The sequence below is a fragment of the Acidobacteriota bacterium genome, assembly GCA_016716715.1.
Classification (GTDB): domain Bacteria; phylum Acidobacteriota; class Thermoanaerobaculia; order UBA5066; family UBA5066; genus Fen-183.
On sequence record JADJVE010000001.1, the window covers coordinates 424,608 to 439,233 of the forward strand.

Sequence of the window (14,626 nt, forward strand, 5' to 3'; positions counted from 1 at the left end):
CGAGACTATCAGGGCTCTCCGGGCGCCGATCTCCAAACCCCGCATCCGCCCTCCTTCGAGAGGCGTAGAGGAGGCGTCAGGAGAAATTCATGACGAACCCCTACGTGGATCCCGACACCAGGACCTGGCCGGACCTCGCGATCGGTCTCTTCGAGAAGCTGACGGGCCGTGGCGCGGAAATCGCCTACGACTTCGAAAACCTGCAGGTGCACGTCCCGAGCAGGACGGGCAGGGACGCCGAGCACGCGCAGTGGACGCTGAACGGCCGCGTCGTCATCCGGACACGCGAGACCGCGGCGCCGAAGCCTTGAACCCGGGTCTGCTCGTCGAGGGCGACGTGGCGCTGGCCGGACCGGCGGGTACGCTGCGCCTCCTCGGCCGCGGGACGCATCTCGTCCTGGACGCAACGGGCGTCCGTTGGCTGCCGCTCGTGCGGATGGGATTTCGCGCCCGCGAGAGGAGAGGACTGCGCTCCCTCACGCGCGCGCTCGAGACACACCGCCTTCGGGTCGACGTCGAGCGAGGCGGGCGCGCGATGTTCTCGATGGGCTTCGGTTGCCGAGGCGGGTTCCTCTCGCGGCTTCTCGGCGGGTCGGCCGTCGCCCGGCTCCGCTCCTGATCACAGCGTGCCGTGGTCAGCCCGGATCGGGCGGGCGAGCCGAGGTCGGTGCGGAGGCCGGTGCGGTCGCCTGAAGAGTGCGCACGAGGCGTGATGTTTCGTAACCCTGGGCCTTGAGGCGTGAAACGATGACCGCGTAGGTCGCTTCGGCCATCGTCGGCGTTCGACTCAGGATCCAAAGGTAGTCGCGGCCCGGGTGACCGACGACCGCGGACGAGTAGTCCTCGTCCAGGTAGATGATCCAGTAGTCGCCCCAGAAGGGGCGGAAGAAGCTCACCTCGAGCTTCGCGTTCGTGGGGCGGTCGACCACGCGGGCCCGTCCGAGCGCCGTCTTCTCTTCGCCGTCGAGCGAGCCCTTGCGACAGCGGTTCCGTACGTCGATGTCCCCGTCGGAGCGGAGCGTGTAGGTTGCCGTCGTGGCCGTGCAGCCGCGCTGGAAGCTCTGCGGGAAGCTGGCGATCTCGTACCAGGTTCCGAGGTAGCGCGCGAGATCGACGTGCGCGACCGTTTCGAGCGGGGGCAGCTGAAGGCGTTCGGTCGTGGACGTCGCGCAACCCGTCGTGACGAGCGCCCACATCAAGCCGGCGAATCGTTTCACCAGGAGATGAATCTGAGAATCCCCCTACGGCCCCCGGATCCTGAGCGGCGCACGAACCCCGATTCGGGGGACCTACACCGCGACGCTCCGCCCCTCCGGATCCGAAAACGGGACGTTCACTATGGCACTCGTCCCGTAGGCCGCGTCGAACCGGAGTGCACCGGCGCGGCCGCAGGAACGGCGGCGGGCCGCGGGGTCGCATGCGCCGGCCGGCGGTTTCCCGACGATCCGTGGTGGCTCACGTGCGGCGGGCGGCGCCGGGGCGGGACCGGGTACCAGCCGCCGCCGCCCCATCCTCCATAGATCTCGTTCGAGACGATGCCGGGCGGCTGCGGCTCGGGATCGACCTCGGGCTCGCTTCGAGACTTTTCTTCCTCCCACTGGACGAAACGCAGATCGACGGGCTCGCGCGGCACGGTCGTCTCGAACGCCGAGAACCCTCCCGTCGCCTTCCGGCCTTCCCGCAGCTCGCGCCCGACATCCGAGAGGCTGCGCCGGGCGGCGCTGACGGGCGCGCCCGCGTTCCCCGCCGGCGTCAGCTCAACCGTATGCGGTGTGGCGGCTTCGAGCGCGGTCGCGACGACGAGCGCCAGCAACATGGCTTCCCCCGTTGCCTCGAAGGATAGGCCCCGCCCGCGGCTTCGTCATCCCCAAGGCCCACGGCACTAAGTTGACGGCAGTTTTCGTTTTTCTTCGGTGACGCACTCGGTGAGACTCTGTCTCCGGGAGGATCCGTCATGCGGCCTCGCCACCGTGCGTCGTTTCTCGTCGCGGCTGTCGCGCTGCCCGCCTTGGGCTGCGTCGGGATCGGGGGCCTTCGATCCGAGGACGGCTCGAAGGCGACGGCAAGCGTCGAGCTCGCCCCCGACTCCTCGACGCTTTTCGTCCCGGTCGTCCTGTCGTCGTCGGGCCTGCAGGGCGCCTTCTTCACGTCGGAGTTAGTCCTCACGAACCGCGGCACGACGCCCGCGTCCATCGTCTACACATACGTCGCCGCCTCCGGCGGCGGAAGCGGCTCCGGCGCCGACACGCTTGCGGCCGGCGAGCAGCGGGTGATCGCCGATGCGATTTCGTATCTCCGCACGCGCGGCGTGCCGCTTCCCGACAGCGGAAACCGAGTCGGCACGCTGAGGGTCGCGTTCTCGGGTCTCTCGTCCGCTTCGGCGGGCGCCGTCACGGCCCGGACGACGACCCTCGTGCCGCCGGCTTCGCCCACGGGCCGCGCGGGGCTCGCGTATGCCGGCGTGGCCGGACCGCAGCTCCTCACCGGGATCGCGTATCTCTGCGCCCTGCGCGAGAACGCGGCCGACCGGACGAACGTGGCCGTTCAGAACGCCGGAGACGCGGACGTCCGGATCCGCCTGACGTTCCTCTCGGGAGACGGTTCGGCGGCGACGGGCTCGGTCGAGGACACGCTCTCGCCGGGCGGCTTCAAGCAGTATCGGCTCACCGACATCGCCGCGGGCGCCGCGAACGGCTTCATCCGGGCAGAACGGGTCTCCGGGACCGGGCCCTACTACGCCTACGCGGTCATCAACGACAACGTGACGTCCGACGGCTCTTTCGTGACACCGCTCGTGGAGAGCTCGCTCCTGAGCCGCGCGGGCCTCACGCTCCCCGTCGTGGTCGAGACGAGCAGCTTTTCCACCGAGATCGTCCTCACGAACTTCTCGAACACCTCGAAGCAGGTCGCGCTCGCCTACGTCTCCGATATCGTGAGCACGGCCGACAAGACGGCCACGTTCACGCTGACCGTCGCCCCGGGACAGCAGAGGATCCTGCCCGCGTACGTGCAGCTCCTGCGGGACAACGGCGTCCCCGGGATCGGCCCCGCGGGCCCCACGTACACGGGGTCGCTCTTCGCCACGGTCGCCGGCGGCGACGTGGGCGGGCTCTTTCTCGGCGCCCGCACGTCGAATCCCGGTGGCGGCGGCCGATACGGACTCTTCTACGCCGCGCGTCCGTTCGGCACCGCGGTCACGACGGAGGCCTGGCTCTACGGCCTTCAGCAGAACGCGGAGAACCGGACGAATCTCGCGCTGATCTCGACCGGAGAGGTCGATGCGAACCCCATCACGCTTCGCGTCGAGATCTTCGACGGCGCCAGCGGCAGCAAGGTCGCCACGATCGAAGGGGATCCGGCGACGACTCTCGCACGGCGCGGCTTCAAGCAGATCGGCGCCATCCTGAACCAGTACGCCCCCGGCGTCACCCAGGCCTACGCGCGTGTCACCCGGACGGGCGGCCAGAACGGCTTCATCGTCTACGCCGTCGTGAACGACGGCGGGAATCCCGGGGAGCGGAGCGGCGACGGCGCCTTCGTCGCGCTGGACACGCCGACTGCGGTGAGCGCCACGTTCGCCGGCACGTGGCGGAACACCACGTTCGGCAGCACGGGCAGCGCCTCGATCACGATCACCGGCGACGCCTACACCCAGACCTACTCCGGCACCTCCGGCATGGGCGGCAACGTGTTCGGCGGCGCGCCGCCGCCGCCCGAGATCTACGCGAACATCTTCACGCCGGCCGGCGGAACGTTCACGACGCACTCGAGCTTCTACGGCGACGTCACCATGACCGTGCTGCCGGACGGGACGTTCACGCTGACCGCGGAGAACATCCCGAACGCGAACGTGAGCCGCGCGACGTGTTCAGGGACGATCACGCCGCCGGGGCCGAACGCCCAGACCATTGCCGCCACCGGGACGATCTTCTTTCGCGCCGGAGGCAGCGCGAGCACGGTGACCACGCTGACCCGGCAGCCGTGAGGCTTCTCGGCGACGTGTGGATAATCACGGCGTGCATGGGCGGGGCGCCTTCGAGCGGGCGATGGGGACACGGGAGCCGGAGAAGGCGCCATGAGCTTCTCGCGCGGACTGAAGCTCGCGGGTTTCGCGCGCCGGCACCTCGGCCGCATGGCTCGGGGACGCCGCGAGGTCACGAGGCACCTTTCCGCGCCCGGCGCCGGCAACCTCCCGATGCCGACGTTCGTCCAGCTCCGCGTCACGAACCTCTGCAACCTCCGTTGCAAGATGTGCGGACAGTGGGGAGACACGGGAATCTACCGCGCGGGCGCCGACGTGGGGGTGTCCGACGGCGAACGGGAGAGGAACCGGATCCGTGAGCTGATCGGGCTGAGCCGCCAGATGGCACTCGCCGACTACGTCCGCCTCCTGGACGAGCTCGCACCCTCGCAACCCATCATCAGCCTGTTCGGCGGCGAGCCGCTGCTGTACCCCGACATCCTGCCGCTCATCCGGGAGATCAAGGGGCGCGGCTTGACGTGCTCGATCATCACGAACGGCTGGCGGCTCGAGGAGATGGCCCGCGACCTCGTCGAGGTCGGCATCGACTCGATCATGGTCTCCATCGACGGCACGCCCGGCGTTCACGACCGGATCCGGGGGCAGGCCGGCAGTTTTGAGCGCGCCGCGGCCGGCGTGAAAGCCGTGGCCCGCGTGCGCGCCGAGCTCGGCTCGGCCGTCCCGATGCTTCTCGCGATCCTGCCGATCACAGAACTCAACCTCGAGGACGTCGGGCCGGCGCTGGAAGCTCTCCAGAAGCTCCCGCTCGACACGGTCAACGTCGGGCTTCGCTGGTTCGTGTCCAAGGACACCGGCGCGGCGTACGAGAAGGTGATGACCGAGACCTTCGGCGTCACGGGCAGCTCCTGGAAGGGATTCGAGTTCGACGGCGAGGACTTCGCGTCCACGAAAGGGCGTCAGCTGACCCAGCTCGCGAAGCTCCTGAAGGGTCTTCGGCGCCGGCGCTTCCTCGACTCCACGCGAGGCCGCCCCTGGATTTCGTTCGTGCCCGACGTGCCCGCGGCAAGCCTGCCCGACTACTTCGCCGACGCGAGCAAGACCTTTGGCCACGACCTCTGTCCCGTGGCCTGGTACTTCGCCCAGGTCGAGCCGGACGGCGAGGTCTGCTTCTGCGGAGACTTTCCCGACTACGTCATCGGCAACGTGCGGAAGACGCCGTTCCGGGAGGTCTGGAGCGGGGAGCGCGCCCGGCTCTTTCGCGAGAAGCTCGCGAGAGAGCCGCTCCCCATCTGCAGCCGATGCTGCGGAAGCTGGGTCTATGGCGCGTGGACGCGCCCGGAATCGCTCCCGTCCTTCCAGAACCGGTAGAAGTTGAACCACTGCGTCGGGTGGGCGCGTACGACGCCCTCCAGGTCGGCGGCTACGCGGCTCATGATGCGGCGCGCGTCCTCCTCGGGGGAGAGCGATTCGTCGGCGGCAAGCGGCGCACCCCAGACGTTGAAGTACGAGCCGTCGGGGTTGCGCAGAAAGAAACCCGGGAGGATCTCGCACTTGCAGAAGCGAGCGAGGAGGGCCGGCGAACGCAGAAAAGGCGTGGCGCGGCCGAAGTAGGAGACGACCACCTGGTCCTCCGGATAGGCGCGGTCGACCAGCAGCGCCACGGCGCGCCTCGCCTCCACCGCCGAGCGCACCCGGAACGCCGTGGCCATCGAGGAGCCGATGTCGATCGACTCGACGCCGAGGCGAGCCCTCAGGCTCAGGCGCATTTCCTCGACATCCGGGTCGAGCTCCGGCTGGCCGACGACCGCCGGCGTCAACTCGTGCCCGCGCAGCGTCACGGCGCCCATCTCCCAGTTTCCGACGTGCCCGGTCACCAGGAGAAAGCCCCGGCCGTTCCGGCTTACCCTGGCCAGCATGGCGGCGTCCGCGTCGAACGACGTGATCTTCGGGACGAAGGCCTCGCTCCGCAGCCGCCAGACGTCGATCACGGACCTGCCGTACTCGAAAAACAGGCGACGCGCCAGGCGGCGCGCCGCGGTCTCCGAAACGCCGAGCGCGATGCGGAAGTTCGCGCGGGTGCCCTCGAGCGTTTCGCGCATGAGGATCATCGCAAGGCTGTTCACGACGAGCGAGATGCCGTGGAGGACCGGCAGAGGCAGCCAGCGGGTGCCGAACCTGAGCCCCTCGTACACGAAGCGGTTGGACAGGCCGTGCGTGACCCATTTTCTGCGGCCGCGTGGCGCGTCGTGAGCGGGCTCGGTCGGGCCGGCCCCCGACGTCGCTGGCTTCCGCATCGTCCCGCCCGTCAAGTCCGCGGAGACTCCCGGTAGCGCGTCAGCAGCCAGACGACGAGGATGGCCACGCCCGCACCGACGAAAAACGTTCGCGCGGGCGAGCCGGCGCTCGCGCCGAGCATGCGCGGCATCGCGAGCACGAGGACGACGCCGGCGACGAGCTCGACCGCGCCATGGACCGGAAACGGGATCACCTTGACGAGGCCGAGCGGAAAGCGCGTCAGAAGCGTCATCAGGAGATGGACGACTGCGAGCCCCCAGGCGACGGCGGCCACGTACCCGCCGAGACCGAAGAAGAACGGCGCGAGAAGGAAGACGCCTACGGTGACGAGATCGAGAAACCCATGGAGACGCGCGCTCAGGAGGTTCATGGACTCATTATCATCCGTCGCCGCCGAGGTCCTCTGTGGCTTTTTCGAGAGGCTTCGATCGCTTGTCCGGCACGCCGCGCTCATCCAGTGCGGCACGCACCAGATCGGGATTCATGGACTGTCGAAGCGCAACCGCCTCGGGATCATGGCGATTGCCGACGTTGGGCAGGTCGCGTCTCAACTCTTCCAGCAGGGCGATGAGTTTCGCGGCCTTCTGCTCGGTCAGGAGAGTCACCTTCAGGTCCAGGTGCGCCCGCTGTTCTTCGAGCCTGGCGAGCCTGTTCTGCCTGGACAGGACCACGGTCGCGGTCAACAACGCCCCCAGGCCGACGATCCCCTGCAGCCAGAAGAACGGCGCCGGGTCGATTTGAACCATGCCGAGCCCGCGCAATGCAACATTGACGACGACCCAGAGCGCGACGAAGGCCAGTATGAAGCCGAGAAAGAGAGGCTGCCCGACGAGGTGGCTGATGCGCTCGAGAAGCCGCTGCGAGGGCGACATCTTCTGCTCTTCACGCGCATAGAAATCCAGGACGGTCTCGATGTTCTGGCTGGTCTGGTCGCGTTCGGATTCGAATGGCGCGCCCTGATCGTCCGTCGGCGGCCCAGACGGGACGACTCCGGATCTCACTTCTCCGGCCACATGCCCGGCACCCGTGCCGCCTCCGTCTTTACCCGCGCCTGCTGTTCCAGTAATAGCCGCCGCCTCCGAACAGGAAGAGCAACACGACGATGATGAGGATGGTTTCCATGGTTTATCCCTCCCTTCTCGAGAGACACAGAGCACGAGCCGTGCCGGTCGAGTTACCGTGCGAAACAGGTGGAAACGACCGTCGAGAGCACTTTCCCTCGTCGTCGCCATCGCCGGTTCGGTAAGGATTGCAGCGGCCCTTGAAGCCGGGGTGCTCCGGTCACGCCACCGGGTACGACCCCGACCGGCAGGAGCGACCCATGGCTATCATTCCGTCCCATGGAAGAACGCAAGACTCCGATCCTCAAGACGTTTCCGTCGGTCTTCTGGGTCGCGAACGTCATGGAGCTGTTCGAGCGGGCGGCCTACTACGGGCTGAACTCCGTTCTCGCGGTTTACCTCTCGAACCCCGCGGCGAAGGGCGGCCTCGGGTTCCCGGAGCAGTCGGTCGGATTCCTGCAGAGCCTGATCTACGCCTGCAACTACGTCGTGCCCATCGCCGGCGGCGCGCTGGCGGACCGGTACGGCTACCGGCGGATGCTGCTCTTCGCGTTCGCGATGCTCTCGACCGGGTACTTCGCGGCGGGATACGTCACCTCCTACGGCGTCGTCTTCGCGGCCCTCCTCCTCATGGCGACGGGCGGCGGCCTCTTCAAGCCGATCATCTCGGGGACGATCGCGCGCTCGACGAACGACGAGAACTCCGGCTTCGGCTTCGGGGTCTACTACTGGATGATCAACGTCGGGGCGTTCCTCGCTCCGCTCGTCGTCAGCGTCCTCAAGGGTTTCTCCTGGCGCTGGGTGTTCATGGCCTCTTCGGCCTACTGCGCGCTCATGCTCCTGCCGGCGCTCTTCGCCTACAAGGAGCCGCCGCGGCCGGAGAACACGAAGAGCTTCGGCGACGTGGTCCGCGGAGCCGCCCTCGTCCTCGGGGACGCGCGCTTCATGCTGATGATCGTCGTTTACTCGGGCTTCTGGATTCTCTACTTCCAGAACTTCGGGTCGGTCCTCTGGTACCTGCGCGACTTCGTCGACGGGACGCCGGTCGACAGGCTCTTCGCCTCGTTCGGCATCACGCTCAAGTTCGACTCCGGAGCACGTGACGGTCATCAACGCCGGCACGATCATCCTCTTGCAGATCGTCGTCAGCCGGGTCGTGAAGAACGTGCGGGCGCTTCCGACCATGGTCTCGGGGATCGCCTTCGGCGCCGTCGGCTTCCTCTGCCTCGCCCTCTCGCGCAACGTCTGGGTCTTCATCCTCGGCCTCGCCGTCTTCTCGATCGGCGAGATGACCGCGCACCCGAAGTACTACAGCTACGTCGGGCTCGTCGCGCCCCAGGACAAGAAAGCCGTCTACATGGGCTACGCGTTCCTCTACGGCGTGATCGGCTCGCTCATCGGCTCGAGCCTCGGCGGCGCGATGTATGCCGCGTGGCTGAAGCCGCTCGTGGGGCAGGGCGGGACCGAGGCGGCTACGCGCGGGTTCTGGCTCGTCTTCGTCGTCCTCGACGTCGCGGCGATGATCGGCCTCGTCGCGTATGACCGCGTCTTCGCGGCGGACACTCCCGCCACGAACGAGAAGGCCCGGAAGGTCATGGTGGGCGTCTACGCGCTGCTGCTCCTCGTCGGCGCGGCGTTCCTCGTGCGGTCGCTCTCCGGCCCCGAGATGTCGCCGCGGACGCTCGTTCAGGCCGTCATCATGCTGGCGCTCGGCGGCGGCGGCATGGCCGTCAGCCTCAGGCGGAGGTAGCGCTCAGGCCGCGGTCGTCGAGATCGCGATCAGCCACTGCGCCGGGAAGTACGTGGCGTGGATGAGAGCCTGCGCGGCCGGGAATGGACGCCGGAATCGATTCCAGGCGAGGAGAGAGTCCGAGAGGACGAAGAGGGCGGCGCCGAGAAAGGCCTGAAGCGCTGAAGCCGCGTGAAGGTGCGCGGCCCGGCTGGCGGCCTGGCCGGCCATCACGAGAAGCAGCGCGACGTAGGCGACGACGTGCGGGCGCAGGCGCCGGGGGATGCCGGACCAGAGCGCGGGCAGGACGGCGCCGCCGGCGGCGAGGCAGAGGACGAAGGGCAGCGGCGGCGTGGCGAACGGGCTGTCCCGCGTGAACGCGAGGACGTAGCAGGCGTGCGCGAGAAGGAAGCTGAAAAGGCCCGACCGAAAGCGGTCGGCCGGAAACATGAGGAAGATGTCGCCGAGGAGGGAGAAGAAGAGGCCGCCGAGGATCGCCGTCGCGTAAGGAGAGGAGAAGCCGGAGGGCCCGGTGGCGACGAGGAGGAGCAGAAGGGCCGTGGCGAGAGGCTTGAAGACGTATACGAGGGACCGGCGGCCGAGAGCGTGGGCCGCGACCGTGACCGTTGCCGAGACGGCGAAGCCCAGGCTGCAAACGACAGGGAATGTCAGGAAGGCTCCTGCCGGGATTCTATTCGTAGTCCCTCGGTTTTCTCGTCGAGTCGAATCCCGCTCTGGCTCATTTGCCGTTGACACGCTTGGTATTCGGGCCTAGGTTGGGAGAACAAGACTGCGTCTCAAGTAAATCCGAAAAAAGGAGACCACCCGATGGTTCGACGTCTGTTCGTGTCTCTCGCGATCGTCCTCGTCTCGCTCTTCGCTGCGCCAGCCCAGGCGCAGGAGCAGCAGACCAATCCCGCCGGGATCTGGAGAATGACCTACTACCACGTGAAGCCCGGGAAGATGAACGACATGATGAAGGACCTTCGCGAGCACGCGAAGTCTTCGCTGGAGTTCTCCAAGAGCAAGGCGCGCATCAAGGAGTACAAGATCCTGACGAACCCGACTCCGGCGAGTCCGGAGGACTGGAACTACGCGATCGCGGTCCACTACGCGAACTGGGCGGCGTTGGATCCTAACGAGGCGTTCACGAAGGAGCAGGGCGAGTTCCTGGACAAGCACTATGGCTCGCGCGAGAAGCGCGACGCCGCCAACGCCCGGCGCCGGGAAATGCAGACGACGCTCCGCAGCGTGCTCGTGAACGAAGTCGAACTGAAGTAACCCTCACGTCGGCCGGGGCGGGCTCGGGCGGCGCCGGTTTTCAACGCGCCTTCGGGCCCGCTTTCCGCGTTCAGCGCTTCCGCCACCCCTTCGAGGGGCCGGCGTGGAAGAACTTCTCGGGCGTCATGACGCCGCCCTGCTTGAAGACGAGCCCGTCTTTCATGACGAACCGCACATCGCGCAGCGTGTCGACGTCCTCGAGCGGGTTCCCGCGCACCGCGATGAAGTCGGCCGCGAGGCCGGGCTTGATCGCGCCGCGCTCCTTCTCGACCTGGGCGCACGCGTGGCCCGTCGTCGTCATCGCCTTCAGGATCTCGGGCGCCGGGATCCCCGCGGCCTTCCACGTGAGGAGGAAGTTGATCGTCAGCTCGCCGCGGTTCATGTCGTTGCCGGTCTTGTAGTAATCCATGTCCGTCGAGAAGGTGACCTTGACGCCGTTCTTCCACGCGCTCTTGAGCTGCGCGGCGTTCTTCTCCATGCCGTCCTTCGTCCCGTGGTACGGGGTGAAGGGCGTGTCCGTGGAGGCGAGGAAGATGCCCTTCTGCGCCATCGCCTTGTGGTGCGCCTCCGTCAGCGCCATCCCGTGCTCGATCGACCAGAGCCCGGCCTCGATCGCGCGCGTTGCGCCCTCGGGAGTCTGGACGTGGCCCGCCACCTTGAGTCCGCCCTTGGCCGCTTCGGTGACGAAGAGCTTCATCTCGTCCACCGTGTAGCCCCACGGCTTGCAGTCCACGCAGATCTTGATGACCTTCGCGCCGAACAGCATGTTCTCGCGCACGGCCTTCACGATCTCGTCGGGCGTGTCGGCGTCGAGATACTCCGGGTAGACGATCCCGTGCTGCTTCGCCATCTCGGGCGTCGGCCAGAACTGCCCGCCCTTGCCGCCGATGATGAGGCCCGAGTTGATCATCGTCGGGCCCGGGATCCAGCCCTGGTCGATCGCGACGCGGTGCGCCGTGTCCGTGTAGAGCGCGTTGTTCCCGAGGTCGCGCACGACCGTGAAGCCGGAATTGAGGAGCTGGATCCCGTTCGACGCCGCCTGGATCGCGCGGAGCGGCGTCGAGTCCATCACGTACGTCAGGTAGTAATAGTCGTGCTCGGGGACGTCCTTGTACGTGAGGCCGAGGTGCGTGTGCGTGTCCACGAGCCCGGGCAGCACCGTGAGGTCCGAGAGGTCGATCACGGTCGCGCCCGCGGGGATCGCGAGGCCGGCGCCGACGGCCTTGATCTTCTCGCCCTCGACGAGGATGACCTGGTTCGTGGAGATCCTTCCGCTCTCGGGGTCCACGAGCCGCCCCGCCTTCACGGCCGTGATCAGGGGAGCCGCGGCGGGAGGCGTGGGCTGCTGCGCGGAGGCCCGCGCGGCGATGACGACCGACAGGGCGAGCGCAATCCGTGTCCGACGGCGCATGGCGTTCTCTCTTTCGCGCCGAGTCTAATCGTCCGTCCACCTGGCCGAAAACTCGCCTGGGCGGGACGAGCCCGTCACTTCGGCAGGGCGCGACGCCGGCCGCCAGCGGTTGAAGCAGCAGGACGATTCCGAGGAGGCGGAGACGAGCGTGACGGGAAGCGCGGCCGTCGTACTTAGGGTGCCGGCGGTGTTCCTCACGCGCCCTTCGGCACGCCAACTATTTCAGTTTCTTGATCTCATCTTCGACCTCTTTCGCCCCCTGGGCATAGAACGTCTTCTCTTCGGGGGCGAGCTCGTGGAGCAGTCTCAGAAACTCGCCGGCGTGGACACGTTCCTCGTCCGCGATGTCTTCGAGGACTTCGATGGCGAGCTTGTTGTCGGTCGACTCGGCCAGCTGCGTGTACATCTGGATCGCTTCGTACTCCGCGGCGACCATGAAGCGAATGGCACGAACCAGTTCCGCATCCGTGAGTTTCTTGCCGTGCGCCAGTCCGGAAAAAGGGGAGCCAAACTCTGGCATGACGTCTTCTTCCTGTCGTTAGTCCGCTACCTCTTGATGGCGTTGCCGAGACTCGTCACGGCGTCGCCGAGCATCCGGCCGGCCTTGCCGAACCCCTCCTGCACGGCGCCCGCGGCGCGCTGCAGGGAGCCCTCGTTCTCCATCTTCTTGTTGCCGGTGAGCTTCCCGACGGTCTCTTTGGCTTTCCCCTTCACCTTCTTCACTTTCCCGTGGAGTTCCTGCTTTTTCATGGGGTGTTCCTTTCTGCGACGGCGTGCCGATACGTTCGGCCGTCTTCCGGAAAGATAGGGAGCAGGGGCCGTGCCAGCCAGGGAGCCGCGCGGAACAGGCGCAGGCGACTGCCGGTGACACGTTCCGTCTCCGTCGCCAGGCCTGGTGCGGTACGAATTACAGCGGGGTTTGAAGCGGAGACAAGGGTGGCCCGCGGATTGCGGACAGAGTCATCGGATGGCAGCCGTGGACAAATATTCAAACGTCTTGGTCTTTGAACCGCCTGAGTGCCGGGAGCCTTGGTGAGCCCGTTCTACGATCTCGGCCGGCGGTGCGGCGGTCCTCTTCCGGCGGGGCGTACGTCCCGCGTCCCGTCGGCTGGCCCTCCACCGTCGGCCCCCGGGCGCGCCTTTGCGGAAGCAGGGTCTCAGGGAATTTCGCTCCGCCGGTTCGCGTGGCTGCTCGCACTCGGCGTCCTCGGGCTGGCCGGACCTCTCGCTCGGCGTGGGTGGGATCGCTCGCTTCCGGGCCGACGTCTCCCCGGCGGCTCCCGTTCAGAAGAGCGAGTCGGTCGTGACGAGGTAGATCGGCTTTCCTCCGCGATCGGGGAGCGCCACCTCGAAGCGGAGGATCTTCACGTTCGACGCGCGGGTCAGCTCCACGAGGATTCCCGCCCCGATGTCGCTGCGCCAGCCCTCGGTCGACGGCCCGACACGGGCGGCCCACGATTTCCCGGCGTCGGCAAACGCCGTGACGCCCAAGGCGGCGATGTGGAGCAGCTCGCCCGTGATGCGGTGCCGCCACTCCACGTTGGCAACGACCCGCGACGTGCCGTCGAACGTGTTCGGGTCGTAACCGCGCAGGCCCGTGTCGGCTCCGAGGGTGAGCTGCCGCTCTCCGTCGAGGTTGTGGCCGAGGTCTGCGGCGAGGCGAACCCTGAGGCCCGCCGATCCGGTGATGGCGCCCCCGGCCTCGAGGTGCGTGATCGCGTTGGCGAAGCCGCCGCTCTCGAATCGCCCCGAGAGGTCCACGCGCTGCCAGGTGTAGGTGCGCCCGGAGAACTGGCCCGACTCGAACGCCAGGTGGTACCGGAGCCGCACGCTGTCGCCGCCGAAGAAGGGCAGGGAGAGACCGGTCGTGACCGTCCAGTTGGGACCGAGCGGCAGGTCCTCCTGCCGGAGCCAAGCGCGGAACCCCTGCACGAGCTTCCAGCGGAACGTCTCGTGATTCCAGCCCATCTGCGGGCCGACCAGGTTTCGGTCCAGCGGTTGCGGGTATGGCGGGCCGTACAGGCTCTGCCAGTCCTGGAAGAGGGCTCGGTCGCCGAACGCTCCGACGAGGAGACGATTCGTACGGATGGCGCCGCCCGGCAGGCGGATCCCGCCCCAGACCTGCCAGCTGCGACCGTTGACCTCGCCCTGGACGCGCCTCTCTCCGGCGGACCACAGATAGGCCACGGACTCAACCCGCCTCCAGTCGACGCCGCCGGCCCGCGGCGTCGTCAGGGAGAAGAACGGGTACTCGAACAGGAAGTGGTCCGCCGACCCGTCGGAGGAAGACGCGTGCTCGAGCTCGAGCTGCCAGCGGCTGCCGAAGAACGTGATGTCCCGGTAACGGAACGTCGAGGACGTCCGTTCGGGGTCCGACGTGACGTCGACGTGGACGGCCTTCCCCAGGCCCAGGACGTTGTCCTCCTTGACGCCGAAACTGACGGTGCGGCGATCGCCGGACATGCCGAAGCTCGCGTTGATGCCCAGGGTCCACTGGTCGTGGGTCTCGACGAGGACCTCGGCCCCGCCGGGGACGGGGTGCGCCGAGATGTGCACGGGATTGAGGAAGCCCGTGCCTCTGAGGATGATCTCGCTCTCGGCCAGCTGAATGGGGTCGAGGCGGTCGCCCGCCTTGAAGAGCAGCAGGGCGCGGATGAACGACTCGCGGGTCATGATGTGCACGGCGTCGACCCAGCGATACGGCCACGCCGACGTGGAGGGATCGTCCAGATCGAAGACGTCGTGCCGGTCGATGCGCACGGCGACGATGGGCGTGCCGGGAGCGACGTCCTCCGCGCCCGCGGGGCAGGCGAGAAGGAGGAGCAGGCAGAAGAGGTGGAGCGGTCTGCTCGCGGACTCCATGCCAG

General features: G+C 67.7%; 15 protein-coding genes and 1 pseudogene. 6 read left to right on the plus strand and 10 right to left on the minus strand.

The window, feature by feature from the left end; all coding sequences use genetic code 11:
* The first annotated feature begins 89 nt into the window (after window positions 1–89).
* Both IPL89_01895 and IPL89_01900 read left to right on the plus strand, forming a co-directional pair.
* Entirely contained in the window at window positions 90–311 is a 222-nt protein-coding gene (locus tag IPL89_01895; protein ID MBK9061943.1) for a hypothetical protein, read from the plus strand.
* Complete coding sequence (locus IPL89_01900; protein MBK9061944.1) at window positions 308–619, plus strand: hypothetical protein; 312 nt, start codon at window positions 308–310, stop codon at window positions 617–619. Before IPL89_01895 ends, IPL89_01900 begins: the two co-directional genes overlap by 4 nt.
* 16 nt (window positions 620–635) lie before the next feature.
* Here IPL89_01900 and IPL89_01905 read toward each other — a convergent pair whose 3' ends face one another.
* Window positions 636–1,217, minus strand: coding sequence for a lipocalin family protein (locus IPL89_01905; GenBank protein ID MBK9061945.1), 582 nt, complete (start codon window positions 1,215–1,217; stop codon window positions 636–638).
* Window positions 1,218–1,336: 119 nt separating this feature from the next.
* Complete coding sequence (locus IPL89_01910; GenBank protein ID MBK9061946.1) at window positions 1,337–1,816, minus strand: hypothetical protein; 480 nt, start codon at window positions 1,814–1,816, stop codon at window positions 1,337–1,339.
* A 138-nt stretch (window positions 1,817–1,954) separates the two neighbouring features.
* On the opposite strand from IPL89_01910, the gene IPL89_01915 reads away from it, so the two are divergent.
* Window positions 1,955–3,985 (plus strand): hypothetical protein, encoded by a 2,031-nt coding sequence (locus tag IPL89_01915; protein ID MBK9061947.1) that lies wholly within the window; start codon window positions 1,955–1,957, stop codon window positions 3,983–3,985.
* A gap of 90 nt (window positions 3,986–4,075) precedes the next feature.
* Complete coding sequence (locus tag IPL89_01920) at window positions 4,076–5,350, plus strand: radical SAM protein (protein MBK9061948.1); 1,275 nt, start codon at window positions 4,076–4,078, stop codon at window positions 5,348–5,350.
* On the opposite strand, the gene IPL89_01925 is transcribed toward IPL89_01920, so the two are convergent.
* The 3 genes from IPL89_01925 to IPL89_01935 are packed head-to-tail and all read right to left on the minus strand — an operon-like array spanning window position 5,299 to window position 7,278.
* A complete protein-coding gene (locus tag IPL89_01925; protein ID MBK9061949.1) occupies window positions 5,299–6,276 on the minus strand; it encodes a lysophospholipid acyltransferase family protein in 978 nt (325 codons plus the stop codon). The two genes, IPL89_01920 and IPL89_01925, sit on opposite strands and share 52 nt — an antisense overlap.
* 11 nt (window positions 6,277–6,287) lie before the next feature.
* The gene (locus IPL89_01930) at window positions 6,288–6,647 is read right to left on the minus strand and encodes a hypothetical protein (GenBank protein MBK9061950.1); all 360 of its coding nucleotides are present in this window, start codon (window positions 6,645–6,647) and stop codon (window positions 6,288–6,290) included.
* A 10-nt stretch (window positions 6,648–6,657) separates the two neighbouring features.
* Window positions 6,658–7,278, minus strand: a complete 621-nt coding sequence (locus IPL89_01935) for a DUF1003 domain-containing protein (GenBank protein MBK9061951.1) — start codon at window positions 7,276–7,278, stop codon at window positions 6,658–6,660.
* A gap of 339 nt (window positions 7,279–7,617) precedes the next feature.
* On the opposite strand from IPL89_01935, the pseudogene IPL89_01940 reads away from it, so the two are divergent.
* A pseudogene (locus IPL89_01940) lies at window positions 7,618–9,088 on the plus strand (MFS transporter).
* A gap of 3 nt (window positions 9,089–9,091) precedes the next feature.
* Here the strand turns inward: IPL89_01940 and IPL89_01945 are convergent.
* The gene (locus tag IPL89_01945; protein ID MBK9061952.1) at window positions 9,092–9,823 is read right to left on the minus strand and encodes a lysoplasmalogenase; all 732 of its coding nucleotides are present in this window, start codon (window positions 9,821–9,823) and stop codon (window positions 9,092–9,094) included.
* Window positions 9,824–9,895: 72 nt separating this feature from the next.
* Between IPL89_01945 and IPL89_01950 the strand changes: the two genes are divergently transcribed.
* The gene (locus IPL89_01950) at window positions 9,896–10,348 is read left to right on the plus strand and encodes a hypothetical protein (protein ID MBK9061953.1); all 453 of its coding nucleotides are present in this window, start codon (window positions 9,896–9,898) and stop codon (window positions 10,346–10,348) included.
* A 70-nt stretch (window positions 10,349–10,418) separates the two neighbouring features.
* Here IPL89_01950 and IPL89_01955 read toward each other — a convergent pair whose 3' ends face one another.
* The 4 genes from IPL89_01955 to IPL89_01970 all read right to left on the minus strand — a co-directional run bounded on the left by IPL89_01955 (window position 10,419) and on the right by IPL89_01970 (window position 14,621).
* Window positions 10,419–11,759, minus strand: coding sequence for an amidohydrolase family protein (locus tag IPL89_01955; protein MBK9061954.1), 1,341 nt, complete (start codon window positions 11,757–11,759; stop codon window positions 10,419–10,421).
* A gap of 217 nt (window positions 11,760–11,976) precedes the next feature.
* Window positions 11,977–12,279, minus strand: a complete 303-nt coding sequence (locus IPL89_01960; GenBank protein MBK9061955.1) for a rubrerythrin — start codon at window positions 12,277–12,279, stop codon at window positions 11,977–11,979.
* 26 nt (window positions 12,280–12,305) lie between these two features.
* Complete coding sequence (locus tag IPL89_01965; protein ID MBK9061956.1) at window positions 12,306–12,509, minus strand: CsbD family protein; 204 nt, start codon at window positions 12,507–12,509, stop codon at window positions 12,306–12,308.
* A gap of 534 nt (window positions 12,510–13,043) precedes the next feature.
* Complete coding sequence (locus IPL89_01970; protein MBK9061957.1) at window positions 13,044–14,621, minus strand: hypothetical protein; 1,578 nt, start codon at window positions 14,619–14,621, stop codon at window positions 13,044–13,046.
* Between the last annotated feature and the right edge of the window lie 5 nt (window positions 14,622–14,626).